Raw genomic sequence first — 21,178 nt, forward strand, 5'->3', positions numbered from 1 at the left:
TTAGTATTTTAATTAAGTCTAAATAAGCTAGCACGAACAGAACAGTCGATGAAAAAACTGATTGGTAAACTGCATCTTTATCTCGGCCTTTCGTCGGGGCTTATCGTATTTGTAATTTCCATAACAGGCTGTATTCTTGCTTTTGAGCAGGAAATAAAAAGTTTTACGCAGCCTTACATGTTTACAGAACCGGTTGCAGGCGCAAAAGTTTTGCCGCCATCTGTTTTGCAGGAAAGTGCAGAAAAGGCACTTCCGGGAAAAAAAGCAAACGGCGTTCTTTACGGCCTTTCGGACCGGAATGCGCAGGTTGGTTTCTACAATATCGATCCTGAATATTATTATGTGGTTTATGTCAATCCTTATACGGCCAAGGTTGTAAAAGTCTGGAATGAAGATGAGGATTTCTTTCACTTTATACTGCACGGGCATTATTATCTATGGCTGCCTGCCAGCATCGGCCAGCCCGTTGTAGCGTCGGCTACGCTTGTTTTTCTTGTGATGCTCATCAGCGGACTTGTACTTTGGTGGCCCAAAAACAAATCGGCAAGAAAACAGCGTTTTTCCATTAAATGGAATGCTGCATGGAGACGAAAAAACTACGACCTGCATAACGTATTCGGCTTTTATGTCATGTCTGTCGGAGTGATTCTTGCGATTACAGGACTTGTATGGGGATTTCAGTGGTTTTCACAATCCTTGTACACAGCAACAGGCGGCACCGGTTCCGACCAGTATTACAATCCCGTTTCAGATACCACGGCCGTAGCTGCAGAATTCAAGCCGATGACCGCTGTGGATCGGGCATGGCATACTTTGCAGCAGGAATATCCGCAGCATCAGGGAATGAACATTTCCTTTCCGCATCTGAAATCCGAATCCATTTATTCTTATGTGAATTTCCGCCATGGCACTTATTACCATGTGGATTACAATTATTTTGATCAGCATACATTGAAGAAAATAAAAGCGGAAGGGCCGTATACCGGAAAATACAGCGAAGCCAATTTCGGGAAAAAGCTGCGCAGAATGAATTACGACATTCATACGGGTGCAATTCTGGGTCTTCCGGGAAAAATCCTGGCCTTTTTCGCCAGCCTGATCTGCGCAACTTTGCCTGTTACCGGATTTATAATCTGGTGGGGAAGAAGAAACAAGAGCCAGAAAAGAGTAAAGAAAAACCTGCAGAAACTGAAACCGGATCTGGTCAGCCGTTAGTTGTCTGTTTTCTGATAAATCCTTACGTAATCGACTTCAAATCTGGCCGGAAATTCAGTTACGGAAGGATCGCCGCCGTTGTCACCACCGATTGCAAGGGTCAGTAACAAATAGTGCGGCTGGGCAAACGGCCTGATATCCGTATTTTTGGCATTAAGCGCTTTTTCAAGGTCCTGCGAATTGATCAGCTGATCGTCAACGTATAAACGGATGCTTTTTTCGTCCCAGTCCATTCGCCAGGTATGAAACTTTGAAGACCATTCAGGATCATTGAATTCACTGACTGGTTTTTTTACAGAATTCCAGACGGGCTTGTATCGTTCCGCTGAGCCCCAGGCCACATTGGCGAGCAGCATATTTCTGTAAAATTCCATGATGTCGATTTCTCCGTTATCCGGCCATTCGCCTTTTTCGCCCAGCGTCCAGAACGCGGGCCATAATCCGGATCGGGTATCAATTCTGGCCTTTATTTCAAAACGGCCGTATTGAAAGCTTTTTTTGCCGCGCGTAACAATGCTTGCAGATGTATATTCGGCATATTCCCGGTTCTGTTTCCAGCTTTTGCTATTTGCATTGTAATCCGGATTTTTGACCCGTTCTTTTTTTGCCTCAAGAATCAGGAACCCGTCTTTGCAGTACGCATTTTTTCCCTGAAACCATTGCGCTTCATTATTTCTGACAAATCCCGTTTCCGGCTGCCATATCTCAGGATTGGGCGGGCCGTTCTGTTCAAATTCATCAGACCAGACCAGTTTCCATTGTGCCTCGGCAACCGAAGTTGTTAGTGCCATTGTTAAAATCAAAAGTAAGTTTTTCAATACAAAATGCATGTTGAAAGTATTAGCTGTTTTTTGCCGGAATGATTGTTTGGCTAAAAACAGAAAGTACATAGCAGGATTTTTCTAACCAGCCTGATCATTCCGTAACAAGGAAGTCAAAGCATATTTCAAAAGCTTGTATTATTTAAAATACTTTCCCTTTTGTTTGTAAATACAGCCGGTAAGATCGTTTTTTAAGCTGAAAAGCATATTACGCAGTTAAATTTTAAGAATGAACAGAATAGTAGAAACAGCCAGAAAAGCAGGATTGGACGGGTTTATGCTGGGATTGATCAGTATGATTTTTCTGGCCTGGCTGTGGCCGTACCCCGGGATGAAAGAAAGTCCGGTGCCGCTTTCCGAAATTTCCACGTATGCCGTTTCCATCATTTTCTTTTTTTACGGACTGCGTCTCAGCGCCGAAAAGCTGCGCGCGGGTCTAGTGAATTGGAAACTGCATGTGACGGTGCATTTTTCCACTTTTGTTTTGTTTCCGCTGCTTGCTCTTGCCTGTCGCTCTTTGTTTAAAACCGAAGAAAGTCAGTCGCTATGGCTTGCTATATTCTTCTTGACTGCTTTGCCTTCAACGGTTTCTTCTTCCGTCGTCATGGTTTCACTTGCAAAGGGAAATATTCCTGCGGCTATATTCAACGCAAGCATTTCCAGTCTTTTGGGCGTTTTTATAACACCTTTCTGGATGGGACTGGTAATGGAATCGGGCAATACCGATTTTGATATGTTGTCGGTCGTTATCAAACTGTCACTTCAGGTTTTACTGCCGGTATTTGCAGGAATACTTTTGAACAAGAAATACGGTCATTTTGCCGAAAGCAAGAAAAAGTACATCCGCTATTTTGATCAGTCTTCCATTCTGCTGATCGTGTACACATCCTTTTGCGAATCTTTCGGCGAGCATCTGTTTAGTTCGCTGGGATGGGAAGAAATCGTATTTTTAGCAATAGGAATGCTTGCGCTGTTTTTCGGGATTTATTACTTGCTGACTTTCATCAGCGACTTGCTGAAATTTGATCGGGAAGACAAGGTTACGGCGGTATTTTGCGGCTCGAAAAAGTCGCTTGTGCAAGGCGCGGTGATGTCCAAAGTCCTGTTTTCCGGAGCGCAGGCCGGACTGATGCTGCTGCCCATTATGATTTATCACGCATTGCAGCTGATTGCCGCCAGTATCATCGCGCAGCGCATGGCCGCAGAAGTAAAAGATGAAGCGGTAGATGAACGAGTTTTCAATAAATAGTAAGTTATGCGTCTGTTTTCCTGGTTATTCAAAATACTGGTTTTATTATTGTTACTCGCCGGAATCCAATCTTTATGGACCAGTTTTCGTACCGGAAAATGGGTTCCCGACTGGATGAGCGGCAAGGATCAGACTGAGACGATGCATACGCTGGTACTGCAGGAAATAAGCGCGATGGGAAAACTGGAACTTGTAAAATACAACTTCAAGGATGTTGTAGAACAGGAAATTGTCAAAACTTTCCTGCCCAATGCAAAAGCTGTGCTGATCGTGCAGGGTGAAGCCATCGGCTGCGTGGATCTTACGCAGCTTGAAATGGCGGATATTACTTCCGACGATTCCGTTCTGGTCGTCAATATGCCCGAACCCGAGCTTTGTGTTTTTAAAATAGATCACAGCAAATCGAAAGTTTACAACACCGAATACGCCTTTACGGAAGAAGCCAAACTGGTTCAGGATGCATATAAGCAAGCTGAAAAGCAAATTCAGAAATCGGCACTGGATATGGGTATTCTGGACCAGACAAGGCAAAATGCAAGAAAGATCCTGACGCCCGTTCTGGAAAAAGCCTCTGGCAAAAAAGTGCTTTTGAAATTTCCGATGAATGCCAAAATTGATAAGTTGCGCTGATATAAACCTGTTAACTGACTCTTCTGATGAATAAAAAAGGATTTCTGACACAAGATGAACTGGCAAGTAAAATAGGAGAGGGGCTGATTGAAACCATTGTTGTAGCTTTTACGGATCATTACGGCCGGTTAATGGGCAAACGTGTTGACGCGGATTATTTCATGGATTCCGTACTGAAATCCGGAACGCACGGCTGCAATTATTTGCTGACAACCGATATGGCCATGGAACCGGTGCCCGGCTACAAATATGCAAACTGGGAACTGGGTTACGGCGATTTCCATCTTGTCCCGGATCTGCAAACACTGCGTATCGCCGACTGGCTGGAAAAAACGGCATTGATCCTTTGTGATCTGCATAATGAAAAAACGCACGAACTGGAAACCATCGCACCAAGATCCATTCTGAAAAAGCAGCTTGAAAAGCTCGAAACTGACGGTTTAAAATGCTTTGCTGCTTCCGAGCTTGAATATTACCTGCTGGAAAACAGCTATAAGCAGGCTTTTCAGCAAAATTATCAGAACCTTACGCCCGCCGGATACTATCTGGAAGATTACCATATCATGCAGGGTACACGGAATGAAAAATACACGTCGGTTGTACGTCGTCATTTGAAAAATTCAGGAATTGAAGTGGAAACTTCCAAAGGAGAATGGGGACTCGGGCAGCATGAACTGAATGTAAAGTACTCGGAAGTCCTTCCCATGGCCGACAACCATATTGTTTATAAACAATGCATGAAAGAAGTAGCCGACGCCATGGGTTTTTCGGTCACTTTTATGGCAAAGTTCGCTTCTGATCAGGCGGGTTCCAGCAGTCATATCCACATGAGCCTCTGGAAAGACGGGAAAAATGCATTTGCCGGTGATCAGGAATTTGGTCCTGTAAAAGGTTCGGATCTGTTTCGCTGGTTTTTAGGCGGCTGGATAAAACATGTTCCGGACGTTATGCCTTTTTATGCACCAACGATCAATTCCTACAAACGATTTGTGGACGGTTCCTGGGCGCCTACCCGGCTTGCATGGAGTTATGATAACCGGACTGCGGGTTTCAGGGTGGTGGGCAGCGGCGCCAGTCTGAGAATCGAGTGCCGGATTCCGGGTGCAGACTGCAATCCTTATCTTGCCTTTGCAGCTTCACTCGCCTCTGGACTGGAAGGAATCAAGAATAAAACCGAACCGCCGGAATGTTTCGTCGGTGACATATACGCCGCGGCGCATCTGCCCAGGGTTCCTTACACGCTTGCAGAAGCCATAGCAATGTTCGAAAGCAGTGAATTTGCCAAAAATGCATTTGGCGTAGAGGTCGTAGAACATTACACGCATTTTTTTAAAACGGAACAGCGCGCTTATGATACATCGGTAACGGATTGGGAAAGAAAACGGTATTTTGAGCAGATTTAGCTTTACATTTCGGGCCGCAGAGCGGCCTCCTGTTTGTAGTACAATACAAATTAAAATTGTTTGGCTCCGGAGGAGCCCCTGCCATATTTCAAGAAAAAAATACTTTATTTTACAAAGTACAAACACACACACTTTTTTAATGGCAGATACCTATTCACAAATTTACCTGCAATTTGTTTTCACAGTAAAAAACCGTCATAGCCTGATACCAAGAGAAAACAAAGAGGAATTGCATAAATACATCAGCGGCCTGGTCCGAAACAGGAAGGCCAAAATGCTGGCAATCCATTGTATGCCGGACCATGTTCATCTTTTTGTCGGTTTTCGTCCGGTACTTTCAATTTTTGATTTTATTAAAGAACTGAAAGTGGAAAGCAACGAGTTTGTAAATGCTAAGAAATGGACAAAGCAAAAATTTGCATGGCAGGAAGGTTACGGTGTTTTTTCTTACTCCCATTCACATATTAATTCAGTAATTCAGTATATTTTGAATCAGGAAGAACATCATCAAAAACGTACGTTCAGGGAAGAGTATCATGATTTTTTAAAGAAATTTGAAATTCAGTTTGATGAAAAGCATATGTTTGAATTTTTTGAATAAAACAGGAAGCTCCTCCGGAGCAAAGCGAAAAGCTATGGAATGGCCTCCTGCTTGTAGGAAGCTCCTTCGGAGCGGAATGGAAAGCTATGGAATGGCTCCCTGTTTGTAGAAAAAGGTAAAAACATATATTTTACGTCTCCGGAGGAGACTCCTGGCAAACTTTTCCGAGGCGATGTATAATGTATTTAAATAATTGATTTTCTATAAATAGGAAGCTCCTTCGGAGCGAAACGGAAAGCATGGAAATGGCCTCCTGCTTGTAGGAAGCTCCTCCGGAGCTGATGTATTGTACATTTAAACTTATTTTCTATAAACAGGGAGCTTCTCCGGAGCGGAATGGAAAGTCATAGAATGGCTTCCTGCTTGTAGGGGGCTCCTCCGGAGCTAGGATATTATATATTTTAAATTCGTTTTCTATAAACAGAATGCTCCTCCGGAGCGAAACGGAAAGCTATGGGAATGGCTCCCTGTTTGTAGAAAAACACTAATAACATACATTATACGTCTCCGGAGGAGACTCCTGACGAGCAGCAATGCAATCTAATTACAAAAAATAACTCAATTACTAAATCAAACATTAACAAAAAGCCCGATGCGCTTAGAAAACAAAGTAGCCCTCATAACCGGAGGAAGCGGAGGAATTGGCAGGGAAAGTGCTCTCTTATTTGCTAAAGAAGGAGCCAAAATTGTGGTAACGGACGTAAATGACCAGGCCGGACAGGAAACTGCTGATGAAATTATCAAAAATGGCGGAGAAGCATTCTTCATACATTCGGATGTGTCCAAAGCTGCCGATTGCAAAGCCGCAGTAGCTTTTGCAGAAGAAAAATTCGGGAAGCTGAACATCATTTTCAACAATGCCGGCATTATGCACAGCGATGATGACAATGCAATGACTACCGAAGAATCTATCTGGGATCTTACGATGAATGTTAATGCCAAAGGCGTTTTTCTTGGTTGCAAATACGGCATACCGGCACTTCAGAGAGCAGGCGGAGGATCTATTATCAATACAGCATCATTCGTGGCCATTCTTGGCGCGGCCACTCCGCAGGTTGCTTACACAGCCAGCAAAGGAGCTGTTCTGGCTCTGACACGCGAGCTTGCCATTATTCATGCACGTGAGAATATTCGTGTAAATGCGCTTTGTCCCGGCCCGCTCAGAACGGAATTGTTAATGAAATTTTTAAATACAGAAGAAAAAAAGCAGCGCCGTCTTGTTCACATTCCAATGGGAAGATTCGGGGAAGCCAAGGAAATGGCTTATGCAGCACTGTTTCTGGCATCCGACGAATCATCTTTTGTAACCGGGACAGATTTCCTTGTAGACGGAGGAATAACCTCAGCTTACGTAACACCTGTTTGATAAAGCAGGAAAGGAGTGAAGGGAAAAAAGGAGGAAAGGGAAATAAGGAGGGAAGGAAAAAGATTAAGAAAAACCTTCCTCCTTCCTCCATTTTCCTTTCTCCATTTTCCTTCCTCCTTCCCCATTTTCCTTTCTCCGATTCCATATTCTAATTGTAAAAATGTCTGTACAAAAAACGATAAGTCCTGTTGATGGTTCCGTTTACGTTGAACGCACGCTGGCTGATGCTGATGCCATTGAGACAGCATTAGAATTGGCCGTGGTTGCTCAAAAGGAATGGCGTAAAACCACGCTTTCTGAAAGGGAAGCCATTTGCCGCAAAGCAGTTGAATATTTTCTGAACAATGCGGATGAAATCGGATTGGAACTGACCTGGCAAATGGGCCGGCCGATCCGCTACACAGCCAATGAAATCAGAAAAGGATTTCAGGAGCGTGCCAATTACATGATTTCCATAGCAGGAAAAGCACTGGCAGACGTTGAGGTTGAAGAAATTTCCGGATTCAGAAGGTTCATCCGCCGCGATCCGCTCGGCGTCGTCTTTGTGGTTGCGCCGTGGAATTACCCGTATCTTACTTCCGTCAACTCGGTGATACCGGCTATTATGGCGGGTAATTCGGTCATATTGAAACATGCGCAGCAAACGCCGCTTTGCGCAGAACGTTATGCAAGAGCATTTGAGTACGCCGGTTTGCCCGAAGGTGTTTTTCAGTATTTGCATGTCAGTCATGAACAGGTTGCACAAATCATTGGTGACAACCGTATTGACTATGTCGCATTTACCGGATCCGTAGAAGGCGGTCATGCTGTTCAGAAAGCAATTAACGAAAGATTTATTGTAGGCGGGCTGGAACTTGGCGGTAAAGATCCTGCGTATGTGCGGGCGGATGCCAATCTGGCGGATGCTGTTGAAAATCTGGTGGACGGCTCTTTCTTCAATTCCGGCCAGTCCTGCTGCGGAATCGAGCGCATTTATGTGCACAGGAATGTTTATGAACAATTTGTAAATGCATTTGCTGAGCTTACCAAAACATATACGCTGGGCGATCCTACAAACGGAGAAACCACGTTGGGCCCGATGGTAAGAACGGCGGCTGCCGAGTTTGCACAGAAACAGATTGATGAAGCGCTTTCGCAAGGGGCAACGGCATTGATTGATGCCAGCCTTTTTCCTCCGCACCAATCAGGAACGCCTTATATGGCACCGCAGGTTTTGGTCAATGTAAATCATTCCATGCAGATCATGACCGAAGAAACTTTTGCACCGGTCGTCGGCATTATGCCTGTGGAAAGTGACGAAGAGGCAATTCGGCTGATGAACGACAGTCAGTACGGACTTACCGCTTCAATATGGACAGCGGATATGGATGCCGCACTGAAAATCGGTGAACAGGTGGAAACCGGAACCTGGTTTATGAATCGCTGTGATTATCTGGATCCCGCTTTGGCATGGACCGGCGTAAAGAATTCAGGGCGCGGCTGCACTTTGTCAACAATCGGTTACGAGGCACTGACCAGACCAAAATCTTTCCATCTGAAAATTAACGCATAATTTCGATCATGAAAGTCGGATTGCTGGAATGTGATCATGTAAGGGAAGATTTGCTGCATATTACCGGAGACTATCGGCAGATGTTTCCGGCTTTGTTTTCAAAGGTAGCTCCTGACTGGGAATTTGTTTTTTACGATGTCTGTAACAGCCATTTTCCGGCCACTGCGGAAGAATGCGATGTTTATATCTGTTCCGGTTCCAAAAGTTCTGTTTACGATCAGGATGAATGGATTCTGCAGTTAAAGCAGTTTGTAAAAGACATTTATCAGTCTGAAAAACAGTATATCGGTGTTTGCTTCGGACATCAGATGCTTGGGGAAGCACTCGGCGGAAAAGTCCAAAAGTCGGATTCCGGCTGGTGCGTAGGCGTTCATTCTTTTCAGATCATTAAAAAGGAAAACTGGATGCAGCCGGAGCAGGATGCTCTGAATCTTTTGATGATGTGTCAGGATCAGGTTGTAGAATTGCCGCCTGAAAGCACTTTGCTTGCCCAATCCGAAAACTGTCCGAATGCCATGTTCCGCGTCGGCGAACGTATGCTCGGCATTCAGGCGCATCCGGAATTTCCCAAAATTTATGACCAAGCATTAATGGAACTTCGAACGGAAAGAATCGGGCAGGCCAAAGTTGATTCGGGCATCGCAAGCCTGGAATTGCCCACGCACGAAACCATAGCCGCGGAATGGATCAGGAATTTTGCGAAAGTATAAATCAGAGATATGTTTCTTACTTTTATCTTTACCTGATTTTAAACGGAATAACAGCCCAAATGACAGATAACAGCACTATTTCCCGGCGTCAGATACTCAGTTCCCATCAGACAGGCCAGAAAATCCGCAGAATTGCCTTTGAAATATATGAACATAATTTTGAGGAAACCGGAATCATCATTGCCGGCATTGCAGGCGAAGGTTTTGCCTTTGCAAAACGCCTTGCAGCAGAATTGACTGATATTTCGCCGCTTCATGTGCAACTGGTCGAGTTGCTTTTTGATAAAAACGTTCATCACCAAAGCCCTATTTTGTTTGATAAAGAAATCCATATTGAAAATCAGGTGGTGATTGTGGCGGACGATGTACTGAATACCGGAAGAACGCTGGCGTTCGCACTGGAACCTTTCCTGAAAGTAAGGATGAAAAAAGTACAGGTTGCCGTTATTGTTGACAGAAGCCATCATATGTTTCCCGTACATGCCGATTATGTCGGGTATTCACTGAGTACAACGCTTACCGAGCACGTGGAAGTGGTTTTGAGCAATTCTGAGGAAGAAGGCGTTTATCTGAAATAAAAAATTCGGTTTGTACTTTTAAAAGCGTTACGGAAGCAGATTTGTATGCATCCGTAACGCTTTGTGAGTTATAATAGAATCAGTTTCTTTACTTCAATATAATAATTAAAGCGCATCGAGTCAGCTTACTGTGCCGCAGAAATCTCCACAATTACGCTTGTACGCCTAGCATTTACAGCCGGGTTAAAGCCGACCGTCATCAGAAATTCACCCGAGTAAGTCTGGTTTTCCTGAATGACCGTTTTGGTTTCCGGATACAGGTTCAGTTCTTTTACTTTATACTTTTTAGCCGGGTCTAGTCCCTGCAGCCTGAACGGAACGTCGGAACCGTCACCATTGCGGTTGCCGGTCAGATAAGAGAAAAGTACGGCTTTTTCCTTGTTTTTGGAGGCAAACATCAGCGAAGCAAAATCATTTTTCTTCGGGTCCACAAGCCGGTAAAGATCGCCGTGCCAGACTACATCCTTAATGGAATTATAAGTGGAAACCGCCTGCTGACTGAATTGAAGGTCTTTTTCATTCAAATGACTTACAACAATGTCATAACCCAGTTTTCCCATCATCGCAACGTCCGTACGGAATTTCAACGGCTGTTTTCCCCAGTCTGTAACGTGTGCGCTCTGCGCAAGCGCCGGAAAAAAGTAAGAATATTCCCACTGCATGAATATCCTTTCCAGCGGATCGGTATTGTCACTCGGCCAGAATTCTGTAAAATACTTTAAAGCTTCGTAATCAACGCGTCCGCCGCCGCCGGAACAAAGCATCATCGGAACTTTCGGATATTTGGCGCGCAGCTTTTCCAGCACTTTATACAATCCTTTTACATAATCGACATAAAGCTGCGACTGCTTTTGCTTGCTTTTTTCAAGGTATGCCGAGTACGCATTGAAAGTAATGGCATTGCAATCCCATTTGATATACGCTATTTCCGGGTTTTCTGTAAAAAGCTTGTCCAGAATGCCAAATACAAAATTCTGAACTTCCGGGTTGGAAAGGTCCAGCGGAAGCTGGTTGCGCATGTAGTGTTCAGGCCGTTGCGGTTGCTTGATAACCCAGTCCGGATGCTTTTCATACAGTTCGCTTTTCGGGTTCACCATTTCCGGCTCCACCCATATTCCGAACTTGATGCCTGCATTCTTTGCTTCTTTTACAAGGTAACCGATTCCGTGCGGCAGTTTTTTAACGTTTTCCTGCCAGTCGCCAAGCCCGGCCTGGTCGCTATTGCGCGGATATTTGTTTGCAAACCAGCCGTCGTCCAGCAGAAAAAGATCTACACCCAGCTTTTTGCCATCCTTGAAAAGCCCCGAAAGTTTTTCTTCGTTAAAATCAAAATAAGTAGCTTCCCAGTTGTTCAGCAAAGTCAGGCGTGAGCCTTCACCATCCAGAATCCTGTATTTTCTTGCCCAGTTGTGCAGGTTGCGGCTTGCTTCTCCTTTTCCGTTTTCTGAAAACGTATAAATGAAAGAAGGCGTTTTGAATTCCTGATTGGCATTCAGCGGATATTCAGAAGCATAATTGTTGATCCCGGCGATCAGACGCAGGTTATGATAGGAGTCAACCTCAAAATCCATCCGGAAATTTCCCGACCATGCAAGCGTTCCGAGCAGCACTTTTCCTTCGGTTTCAGTTGCAGGCTTGTCGAAAGAAACCGAAAAGCTGGGCGGCTGAAACAGGTTTGCACGTGTTCCCAGTTTGGAATCCAGCACCCGTATACCGGCTGTAAGCTGCTCTTCCTCCGGGTTCATTTCCCGGGCCCAGCTTCCGTTATAATGCGTGAGAAAATAATCTTTTGCAATCAAATACAGGTTTGCAGAAGCGTATTTCTGTAACATAACCGGCCCTTTTTCCGCGTTTCTGATCACACTCCATTGCTCCGTAACGTTTTCCTGCACGTAGGTTTTGTAAAAAAGCGTTACTTCCACAGCATAAACCGGGTCTTTCAATACAATGCTCGTTAAAGTAACATTGTCGTTTTCATTCACCGTTTTATGGCTTACATAAACGAGATCCAGCGATTTATTCCCATCTGAATGCGTAACCTGCAACGCAGGCTCCGAAATATTCCATGAGCCGGCCGGCGTATAAACCGAATTGTAAATGCCCGCATTGCTGTCGCTCTGGCGGCTTTGCAGCGGAACAGACTGATATTCATTGGCATTACTCAGCTTTTTGCCAAAATAAATAATGCCAAGATGCTTGTCTTTATCCGTTTGAAGTACCAGAGCATTCTGCTTGGATTCAATCGGGATCGTTACCGTATTTTGGGCATACGCGGAAAAGCCATTTATCATCGTCAGAATGGCGGAAATAAAAATAAAGCGCACAGTGTAATGAATTAAGGATCAGGAAATATCAGGTATAAACGCGTCTCAGTTTTACATTTTCCACCGGACGGATAATCAGTGGTACTTTTTCTGTTTTGACGGAACTGCTGTCCAGTCCGAACCATTTGTCTTCAGGCGTCGTAAAGTCCTTGACAAAAAAGTAGGTTTTCATTACAAGCTGTTCAATGATCGGAAGGTCGTTTTCAAAGGACAAAAAGCGTTCGAGAACGACAAACCGGAAATCGCCCGTAATATTCTGTCTGCTCAAAGATTCGTAACGGCTTGTAATATCCACTTCCTTGTTCATCACCATATCTTCTACCACTTTCCTGAAAAACATATTGATCCGCTGATCAACCCGGAAGCCGAGCCGGAAATTGATTTTGATTACATTGTCATTATTGTCTTCATCGGAGAGCACCTTGTATTCCATGGTGTACGGATCATCGGTCGTATCCACGTGAATAAACCAGTAAACATCAGCGCGTTTGGGCCGTTTCTGAAAAATGGAATAAATAACCTTTGTCTCAATTTCGGAAGCACGCGAAGCGTTGGTCATAAAAACAAGGTGCGTCGTGTATTTCGGAATGCTGATGTCGCGGCTGAGTTCATGCAGCGCCGGCAGATACTTTTCCAGTTTGGTATATTCCGTCAGACGCAGTTTGATGTAAAAAGCTTTGAGCCAGACCGTCATCAAGCCCGCCACAAGTGCTCCGACCATGATTGTAAACCAGCCGCCGTGTGTAAATTTCAGGAGATTGGCGCCGAGGAAAAGCCCTTCAATAAACAGGTACAAAAGCATGAAAACAATCACGATCCAGAGATTGACCCGCTTTATATAAAGGTAATAGGAGAATAAAATCGTTGTCATGATCATGGTCAGCGTAATGGCCAGACCATAAGCCGCTTCCATGTTGGACGACTGTCGGAAGTACAGAACAACGCCCATGCAGCCAACCCATAAAAGCCAGTTGATGCTCGGAACATACAGTTGTCCTTTCTGGTCACTCGGGTAATTCAGGCGTACTTTCGGCCAGAAATTGAGGCGTATGGCTTCGGAAATCAGGGTAAAAGATCCTGTTATAACGGCTTGGCTGGCAATAATAGCCGCAAGTGTAGCGATAACAACGCCCGGAAGCAGCCACCATTCCGGCATGATTTCGTAAAAAGGCTTTCGGGCATTCAGCAGATTTCCCAGCTCAGAAATCAGCCATGCGCCTTGCCCGAAATAATTGAGCAGCAAACAGATTTTTACAAAAACCCAGCTCACGCGGATATTTTCTCGTCCGCAGTGGCCAAGATCGGAATACAATGCTTCTGCGCCGGTCGTACACAGAAACACGGCGCCGAGCATCCAGAAACCGCCGGGATGTTTGGTAATCAGTTCGTAACCGTACAAAGGATTGATTGCTTTCAGGATTTCAGGATGTTCCAGAATCTGAAAAAGACCGAGCGTTCCCAGCATGACAAACCATGTGATCATCAGCGGACCAAAAGCACGTCCGACCACTTTTGTCCCGAATGCCTGAATGATAAAAATCAGCGTCAGAATGCTGATGACAATCGGAATCGTCTGAATATTGGGATATAAAAGCTGCAAACCTTCCACGGCGGAAGAAACGGAAATGGGCGGCGTAATAATGCCGTCGGCAAGCAGCGTACTGCCGCCGATAATGGCCGGGACCGTAAGCCATCTCGCATGTTTCCGGACGAGTGCATACAATGCAAAAATCCCGCCTTCACCTCTGTTGTCTGCCCGGAGTATCAGAATTACGTACTTGACCGTAGTCTGCAGTGTCAGTGTCCAGAAAATGCAGGATATGGACCCGAAAATGATTTCTTCAGTAATGATTTCGTTCAGAATAATCGCCTGCATTACATAAAGCGGAGAGGTGCCGATATCCCCGTAAATGATACCAAATGCAACCAGTACTCCCGCAGCTGATACCTTATCGATTTTGTGCTTTGATTCCATTCACTTTTTTATGAAAAACAACGAAAGTTAGGAAACCGTGTGCAAAGAAGGTAACGCGAACGTCAATTTTATCTCAAGGAAAACAAATTAGGAGGTAAAAGTATTAATAAGCAAGTATGCATTTAGACATATTATAGTCAGCGTAATGGCCCAGCTGATTATGGTAAGCAATTTTGAGTTGGCAAATCGGCCCATAATCTCGCTTTTGGAGGTAAATAGTACGAGCGGTACAACTGCAAAACTAAGCTGCAGAGACAAAATGACCTGGCTGAGCACAAGCAACTGCGCCGTTCCTTTTTCCCCGTAATAGTAAGAAACGATCAGTGCCGGAATAATGGCAATGCTGCGTGTGATCATGCGGCGGAGCCAGGGTTTGAGACGGATGTTAAGAAATCCTTCCATGACGATCTGGCCGGCGAGCGTTCCGGTCAGTGTCGAGCTTTGTCCGGAAGCCAGCAAAGCCAGTGCAAAGAAAATTCCCGCCATGCTGACGCCCAGAACCGGATCGAGCAAATGATAGGCATCCGTAATGTCTGCAATTTCAAAGTGGCCGTTTGCATGAAAAGCCGTAGCGGCAAGGATCAGAATGGAAGCATTGATAAAAAATGCAAGCGCCAGCGAGACGGTCGAATCAATGGTTGCAAACTTGATCGCCGTTTTTTTACCTTCCTCGTCCCGGTTAAATGCGCGCGTCTGTACAATGCTGGAATGCAGGTATAAATTATGCGGCATTACCGTTGCACCCAGAATCCCGATGGCAATGTAAAGCATTCCGGAATTGGTGACGATTTCCGTTTTAGGAAACAACCCGTCCACGATTCCTGCAACAGATGGCTGTGAAACAACCATTTCGTACATAAAGCTCAGCAGAATGATACCCATCAGTCCGGCCACAATGCTCTCGATAATCCGGAAGCCTTTCTGCTGAAAATACAGGACAAGCAGCACATCAAATGCAGTAAACAAAACGCCCAGCGGAAGCGGCAGGCCGAATAAAAGGTTCAGCGCAATGGCCGAGCCGATGACTTCGGCAAGATCCGTAGCGGCAATCGCAATTTCGGAAAGCACCCATAAAACGAAAGAAACCGGTCTGGAATAATAATCCCGGCATGCCTGCGCAAGGTCACGGCCGGAAGCAATGCCGAGTTTCAGCGAAAGATGCTGCAGCAGCATGGCAAAAAGATTGGAAATCAGAATGACGGAAAGCAGTGCATATCCAAACCGCGAGCCGCCTTCAATATCCGTTGCCCAGTTTCCCGGATCTATATAACCCACGGCGACCATCAGCCCCGGTCCGGTAAAAGCCATCAGTTTTTTCCAGAATCCCGCACCTTCTGGAATAGTTATTGAAGCATGCACTTCCGACAGCGAGGCCGTCTCATTGGTATCGTCCAATATTTTTTTCCGCAAAGCGCCCTTTGATCTTAAACTGTCTATCATTTTATGAAGTGTAATATAGATTTAGTTTACTAAAAACAAAGATATAGAATTTTGTAAATATATTTTTAGGGTAATCTAAATTTTTTATATTCCGACTAGTAAATTGTACTTTTGCGAAAAGCAACAGGCAAAATGGTGTCAACCGACATGCAAAATTCTTTCACAGAAGAAAATTACTTAAAGATAATCCATTCACTTTCAGGGCGAGAAGGGCTGGAAGTCAGTACCAATGCATTGGCAGAAAGTACTGCAACGCGTGCGGCTTCAGTTACCGATATGCTGCGCAAACTGGCCGATAAAGGATTGATCCACTATAAAAAATATCAGGGCGTACGGCTGACCGATCTGGGTGAAAAAGTAGCGATCAAGGTAATCAGGAAACACCGGCTGTGGGAAGTCTTTCTGGTTGAAAAGCTGGGATTCGGCTGGGACGAAGTACACGATATTGCCGAGGAACTGGAACATATTCCGTCCGAAGTACTTGTGGAAAAACTGGATGCATTTCTGGGCCATCCGCGTTTTGATCCGCACGGCGATCCCATTCCGGATTCAAAAGGAAACCTGACCGAACCGGATTATCTGATCCTGACCGACGTGCACATAAGTGAAAAAGTGTTAATGATGGGCGTTCTGGATCATGCTCCGGCTTTTCTTCAGTATCTTGACCGGTCAAACATTACATTGGGCTGTATTATTGAAGTAAAGGAAATAAACGACTACGACAAGTCTGCTTTTGTACAGATTAACGGCGCTCATACGTTGTTCATCAGTCTCGAAGTATCCAAAAATTTACTGGTACAGCGCTTATGAGACTTAATCAGCCATGAGATTGAAAATACTGGATCGTTACCTCATTAAAAATTTCCTGATAACGTACGTTTTTGTTGCATTTGTGATCGTACTGATCATCTGCATGATCGACTATACGGAAAAAGTGGACGACTTTCTGGACAAAAAAGCGCCGCTCAAAGAGATCATCATTGATTATTACCTCAATCTCATTCCTTACTGGATCAATTACATCAGCCCGCTGATGGTTTTTATTGCGACGGTGTTTTTTACATCGCGCATTGCAGCGCGGACGGAAGTGATTGCCATCCTGAGCAGCGGGATCAGTTTTGGACGTATGCTTTTACCTTACATGATCGGTGCAACGGTGCTGGGAATTGTGACATTCATTCAGGTTGGCTGGGTTTTGCCGAAAGCCAATAAAATCCGTAACAGCTTTGAAAAAACGTACGTAAAGCAGGAATTCTATTTCAGCGGCCACAATGTGCATATCACGATTGCGCCGGACGTGTACGCTTATCTGGAAAGTTACAATACTTCCACGCAGACCGGAAATAAATTCACGATGGAGACCATCAAAGGAAACAAGCTTCTGCAGAAGTTTTATGCGGATAAAATCGTTTGGCAGCCTAAAAAGAAAAAATGGACTTTGCTGAATTATCAGGTACGGACGCTGGACAGCCTCGGTGAAAAGCTGAGCAGCGGAGTGGAAATCGATACGACGATTAATCTGGCTCCAAAGGATTTTGAAAGTGATTACAATCTTTTTGAAACCTTCACACTTCCTGAACTGAACGCTTATATTGATCTGCTTAAAAGCCGCGGGGCCGACGGGCTGGAAGTATATCTGATTGAAAAATACATTCGCTTTACGCAGCCTTTCGCCATTCTGATCCTGACGGCAATCGGCGTAATCGTGTCTGCCCGGAAGAGCAGGAGAGGCGTAGGCTGGCAAATCGCGCTCGGGTTTATGCTTGCCTTTATTTACATACTGTTTTTTCTCCTGTCCAAAGGCGTTGCAGAAGCAGGAACGATCAATACGTTGTTTGCCGTCTGGCTGCCCAATATTGTTTTTTCTGTAATCGGCGTAATCCTTTATAAAACGCTGCCGCGATAATATGTTTCCAGCCACTGCCTTGCGGTCCTATCTGCATCTTCATTTTCTGGTCCTGATCTGGGGTTTTACGGCCATTGTCGGATTAATGGTTTCCGTTTCCCCGGTTGCGCTTGTTTTTTACCGTACGCTGTTTGCGGCGGCCGGCCTGGGTGCAATCATTTTTTTCAGGCAAAAATCATTTAAAGCGCCGAAGAGTGATTTGTTCCGGATGCTTGCCGTAGGTTTTATACTGTCTGCTCACTGGATGCTGTTTTTTGCTTCCGCGCGCGTTTCAACGGCTTCGGTTTGCCTAGCCGGCATGGCGACAACATCGTTATGGACGAGCCTGATCGAGCCGCTTGTCAACAAAAGAAGCATACGGCCGCTGGAAGTAGGGCTCGGCATTCTGGCCTTTGCAGGACTGTATGTCGTTTTCAGCTTTGAGTTTGATCACGCACTGGGACTAATGCTTGCGCTGGCTTCCGCTTTGCTTGCGGCGATGTTCACCGTAGCCAACAGCAGACTCGTTCAGCGGATCGATGCCTACATCATTACTTTTTACGAAATGATCGGGGCTACTTTCTTTTCCTTTGTATTTCTGGGCATTTCCGAATGGCTGGGCTGGACCGGAAATGCATCTTACCTGCCGGCGGGAAAAGACTGGATCTGGATCTTGTTTCTGGCGCTGATCTGCACGGTTTATGCGAGTACAATGGCCACGCAGCTCATGAAACAGTTTTCCGCTTATCTGATCAATCTTACGATTAACCTCGAACCGGTTTACGGCATTGCGCTTGCTTTTTTCTTTTTTGGCGAAAAAGAACGCATGACAAAAGAGTTTTACCTGGGCACGCTGCTGATCCTGCTTGCCGTTTTACTTTACCCGTTACTGCTCAGCACCGTTACCTCTGGAAAGAAAAAAAGGAACTTGGTCTCCTGAAACCGCCCGTAAGATCATAATCCAGTGAGCAAACGGCGCAGAAGGAGCATATTAATTTATTACTGCTATTTTTGTCGATTCAATCAATCGGGTGTTCTATGAATCCAGCGCGTTTACTTTTAGTCATACCCTGTTACAATGAGGAAGCGATATTGTATATGACCTATGCTAAATTAAACACTTATTACAACAGCATAAAGCAGCAGGGATTGATAGCCGGAGACAGCAGGATCTGTTTTGTAAACGACGGAAGCAGGGACAAAACCTGGAACATCATCGAAGAACTTTGCAGCCGCGACCCGGACGTTACCGGCGTTGCCTTGTCCAGAAATTTCGGGCATCAGAGTGCGATTATGGCGGGTTTGGAACAGCATATGGATCATTTTGACTGCTTTATTACGATTGATGCAGACTTGCAGGACGACCTCAATGCCATTACGGGCATGATCGAAAAACACCGCGAAGGCGCAATGGTCGTGTATGGCGTAAGAAGTGACAGAAGCTCGGATACTTGGTTTAAACGTTCCACAGCAGAAGGATTTTACGTGCTGATGCAGAAAATGGGCGTACCGGTTATTTTCAACCATGCCGATTTCAGGCTGATGGACAGGCGCGTGCTTCAGGAACTCGGGAATTTCAAGGAAATCAATCTGTTTCTGCGCGGGGTTGTTCCGCTGATTGGCTTCCGGAATGAAAAGGTATTTTACAACCGTCTGGAACGGCAGGCCGGAGAAACGAAATATCCGATCAGCAAAATGTTGCTTTTTGCATGGAACGGGATTACTTCTTTCTCCACTTTTCCGATGCGACTCGTGCTTTACTTCGGCTTTTTCAACTTTTTGATTGCCATGGGAATTGTGGCTTACATCCTGTTTTCCTACTTGTTCGGTTACACCGTTCCGGGCTGGACTTCAACGATGCTACCGCTTACATTTTTCAGCGGGTCCAATATGATGGCACTCGGGCTGATCGGGGAGTACATCGGGAAAATTTACGAAGAGGTAAAAGGCCGTCCCCGTTATATTATTGAAAAAACAATCAATGAACAAATTTTATAAAAAATACAGAATAGTCGGCAACTGGATCAATATTGCGCTGATGCTGAGTGTGCTGATTCCTTTGCTTGCGCTTTCCTTTTACAATCATCCTTCCCCGGCAGACGATTACTGCTACATTGATACCGTTTTCAAATTCGGCTGGCTGGAAGCCATGAATTATTATTACTCGGGCTGGACGGGCCGTTACTTCGGTATTTTTCTGAATCATTCCAATCCGCTGCTCTTTCACTGGATCAATGGTTTCAAAATCCTTCCCGTTATTTTGCTGGCCGGACTGATCTATGCCTTGTACAGCCTCTTCCGGCACCTGACGCCTACCTTGTCACGCCTGGCGCATCTGGGCTTTGCCGGTGTTGTTTTCTTTCTGTATGTTCTGAAAATGGGCAGTATCTCGGAGGCGTTTTACTGGATGGCAGCATTTGTAACTTACACCATCCCGAATATTTTTACCTTGCTCTGGACCGTACTCGCCTTGCGATGGTACCGGCAGGATACGCAGCCCGCCCGAACGATTGTCGGGATTTTAGCCGGATTCCTGATTTTTGCGGTGATCGGCAGCAGCGAAACCAACTTGCTCATTATGGTTTTGCTGATCGGCGGCTGGTGGTTTTACCGCCTGCTTTTTTACCGGAAAGTGGATGGTTTTATGGTTGCCATGCTATTGGTTACGGTCGTTTCGTGTTACTTTTATTTCAGTTCGCCGGGAAATCAGGCGCGTATCGGCGGCAATCCGTTGGGCGGGAACATTCCTTTTTCTGTTATTTCTTCGTTCAAAAAACTGGCTGCTTTAAGTTTTGACTGGCTGTTCCGCACGCCGCTCATTTTCTTTTCAACAGCATGGCTTATTGTGCTTTCCCGGCTTTCAGAAGGAGCCAGGAACTATTTTTCGGTTCCGGTCTGGTATGCGGTGCTGCTGTTTATCGGCGTACTTTCCGCGCAACTTTTTCCTTCCTATTACGGCGTCGGGATTGAGCCTGCGCCCCGTGTAATCAACTGTGTTTACTTTTTCTTTCTGATCGGATGGTTTTATGTTATCGGCGTTATATACCATCATTTCAGGACAGCCAGTTCTTTCCAGTTCCAGTTTTCAGTATTAAGGTATGGAATCCTGATTGCGATTCTGGTTGCATCCGTTGCGTTGTCTTTTTTCCGCAGTACAAATGTGCGTCAGCTTTACAGCGATCTGCTGAACGGAACGGCTTCTGCTTTTGACAAGGAAATGTTTCAGCGGTACGCCACTCTGAAAAACGCAGAAGAAGATGTTGTTTACCTTACGCCGCTAAAAGCCAAACCATTGTCTATTTTCTATGATGATGATGTAAAGGCCGATAAAAATCACTGGTGGAACAAATGCATGGCAGGTTACTTCGGTAAAAAGGCCATTTATCTGAAAGAAGTTGAACGTGAATAAAGAAAACAGGCTGCTTCCGG

18 protein-coding genes are annotated in these 21,178 nt (G+C 45.2%); 14 read left to right on the plus strand and 4 right to left on the minus strand.

Annotated features, from left to right (window positions below):
* The first annotated feature begins 48 nt into the window (after positions 1–48).
* Positions 49–1,215, plus strand: coding sequence for a PepSY-associated TM helix domain-containing protein (locus tag FEM33_RS09255; RefSeq protein ID WP_139011738.1), 1,167 nt, complete (start codon positions 49–51; stop codon positions 1,213–1,215).
* Here the strand turns inward: FEM33_RS09255 and FEM33_RS09260 are convergent.
* On the minus strand, positions 1,212–2,006 hold the full coding sequence (locus FEM33_RS09260; protein ID WP_229214159.1) for a glycoside hydrolase family 16 protein: 795 nt from the start codon (positions 2,004–2,006) through the stop codon (positions 1,212–1,214). The genes FEM33_RS09255 and FEM33_RS09260 overlap by 4 nt on opposite strands.
* A 259-nt stretch (positions 2,007–2,265) precedes the next feature.
* Between FEM33_RS09260 and FEM33_RS09265 the strand changes: the two genes are divergently transcribed.
* From FEM33_RS09265 to FEM33_RS09300, 8 genes are all read left to right on the plus strand, one after another.
* Positions 2,266–3,285: a bile acid:sodium symporter family protein gene (locus tag FEM33_RS09265; protein WP_139011740.1), complete on the plus strand. Its 1,020-nt coding sequence runs from the start codon at positions 2,266–2,268 to the stop codon at positions 3,283–3,285.
* Positions 3,286–3,291: 6 nt separating this feature from the next.
* Positions 3,292–3,915 (plus strand): DUF4230 domain-containing protein, encoded by a 624-nt coding sequence (locus FEM33_RS09270; RefSeq protein WP_139011741.1) that lies wholly within the window; start codon positions 3,292–3,294, stop codon positions 3,913–3,915.
* Between the two features lie 26 nt (positions 3,916–3,941).
* A complete protein-coding gene (locus FEM33_RS09275; protein ID WP_139011742.1) occupies positions 3,942–5,318 on the plus strand; it encodes a glutamine synthetase family protein in 1,377 nt (458 codons plus the stop codon).
* A 139-nt stretch (positions 5,319–5,457) separates the two neighbouring features.
* On the plus strand, positions 5,458–5,919 hold the full coding sequence (gene tnpA, locus FEM33_RS09280; protein WP_139011743.1) for an IS200/IS605 family transposase: 462 nt from the start codon (positions 5,458–5,460) through the stop codon (positions 5,917–5,919).
* Positions 5,920–6,511: 592 nt separating this feature from the next.
* Positions 6,512–7,285, plus strand: a complete 774-nt coding sequence (locus FEM33_RS09285; RefSeq protein ID WP_139011744.1) for a glucose 1-dehydrogenase — start codon at positions 6,512–6,514, stop codon at positions 7,283–7,285.
* Between the two features lie 160 nt (positions 7,286–7,445).
* On the plus strand, positions 7,446–8,837 hold the full coding sequence (locus FEM33_RS09290) for an aldehyde dehydrogenase family protein (RefSeq protein ID WP_139011745.1): 1,392 nt from the start codon (positions 7,446–7,448) through the stop codon (positions 8,835–8,837).
* An 8-nt stretch (positions 8,838–8,845) separates the two neighbouring features.
* Positions 8,846–9,547, plus strand: coding sequence for a glutamine amidotransferase-related protein (locus FEM33_RS09295; RefSeq protein WP_229214160.1), 702 nt, complete (start codon positions 8,846–8,848; stop codon positions 9,545–9,547).
* Positions 9,548–9,606: 59 nt separating this feature from the next.
* Positions 9,607–10,125: a phosphoribosyltransferase family protein gene (locus tag FEM33_RS09300; RefSeq protein ID WP_139011747.1), complete on the plus strand. Its 519-nt coding sequence runs from the start codon at positions 9,607–9,609 to the stop codon at positions 10,123–10,125.
* A 125-nt stretch (positions 10,126–10,250) separates the two neighbouring features.
* Here FEM33_RS09300 and FEM33_RS09305 read toward each other — a convergent pair whose 3' ends face one another.
* The 3 genes from FEM33_RS09305 to FEM33_RS09315 all read right to left on the minus strand — a co-directional run bounded on the left by FEM33_RS09305 (position 10,251) and on the right by FEM33_RS09315 (position 15,864).
* The gene (locus tag FEM33_RS09305; RefSeq protein ID WP_139011832.1) at positions 10,251–12,416 is read right to left on the minus strand and encodes an alpha-galactosidase; all 2,166 of its coding nucleotides are present in this window, start codon (positions 12,414–12,416) and stop codon (positions 10,251–10,253) included.
* Positions 12,417–12,477: 61 nt separating this feature from the next.
* Positions 12,478–14,424, minus strand: coding sequence for a KUP/HAK/KT family potassium transporter (locus FEM33_RS09310; protein ID WP_139011748.1), 1,947 nt, complete (start codon positions 14,422–14,424; stop codon positions 12,478–12,480).
* An 87-nt stretch (positions 14,425–14,511) separates the two neighbouring features.
* A complete protein-coding gene (locus FEM33_RS09315; protein WP_139011749.1) occupies positions 14,512–15,864 on the minus strand; it encodes an Nramp family divalent metal transporter in 1,353 nt (450 codons plus the stop codon).
* A 147-nt stretch (positions 15,865–16,011) separates the two neighbouring features.
* Here FEM33_RS09315 and FEM33_RS09320 point away from each other — a divergent pair, with 147 nt between their 5' ends.
* The 5 genes from FEM33_RS09320 to FEM33_RS09340 all read left to right on the plus strand — a co-directional run bounded on the left by FEM33_RS09320 (position 16,012) and on the right by FEM33_RS09340 (position 21,158).
* Positions 16,012–16,674, plus strand: coding sequence for a metal-dependent transcriptional regulator (locus tag FEM33_RS09320; RefSeq protein ID WP_139011750.1), 663 nt, complete (start codon positions 16,012–16,014; stop codon positions 16,672–16,674).
* Between the two features lie 13 nt (positions 16,675–16,687).
* On the plus strand, positions 16,688–17,770 hold the full coding sequence (locus FEM33_RS09325; protein WP_229214161.1) for an LptF/LptG family permease: 1,083 nt from the start codon (positions 16,688–16,690) through the stop codon (positions 17,768–17,770).
* A 1-nt stretch (position 17,771) separates the two neighbouring features.
* Positions 17,772–18,689 (plus strand): DMT family transporter, encoded by a 918-nt coding sequence (locus FEM33_RS09330; RefSeq protein ID WP_139011751.1) that lies wholly within the window; start codon positions 17,772–17,774, stop codon positions 18,687–18,689.
* 98 nt (positions 18,690–18,787) lie between these two features.
* A complete protein-coding gene (locus FEM33_RS09335) occupies positions 18,788–19,747 on the plus strand; it encodes a glycosyltransferase family 2 protein (RefSeq protein ID WP_139011752.1) in 960 nt (319 codons plus the stop codon).
* Complete coding sequence (locus FEM33_RS09340) at positions 19,731–21,158, plus strand: DUF6056 family protein (protein ID WP_139011753.1); 1,428 nt, start codon at positions 19,731–19,733, stop codon at positions 21,156–21,158. The genes FEM33_RS09335 and FEM33_RS09340 overlap by 17 nt, the downstream gene beginning before the upstream one ends.
* The last annotated feature ends 20 nt before the right edge of the window (positions 21,159–21,178 follow it).

It is taken from the genome of Dyadobacter flavalbus (genome assembly GCF_006149045.1).
Lineage (GTDB): Bacteria > Bacteroidota > Bacteroidia > Cytophagales > Spirosomataceae > Dyadobacter > Dyadobacter flavalbus.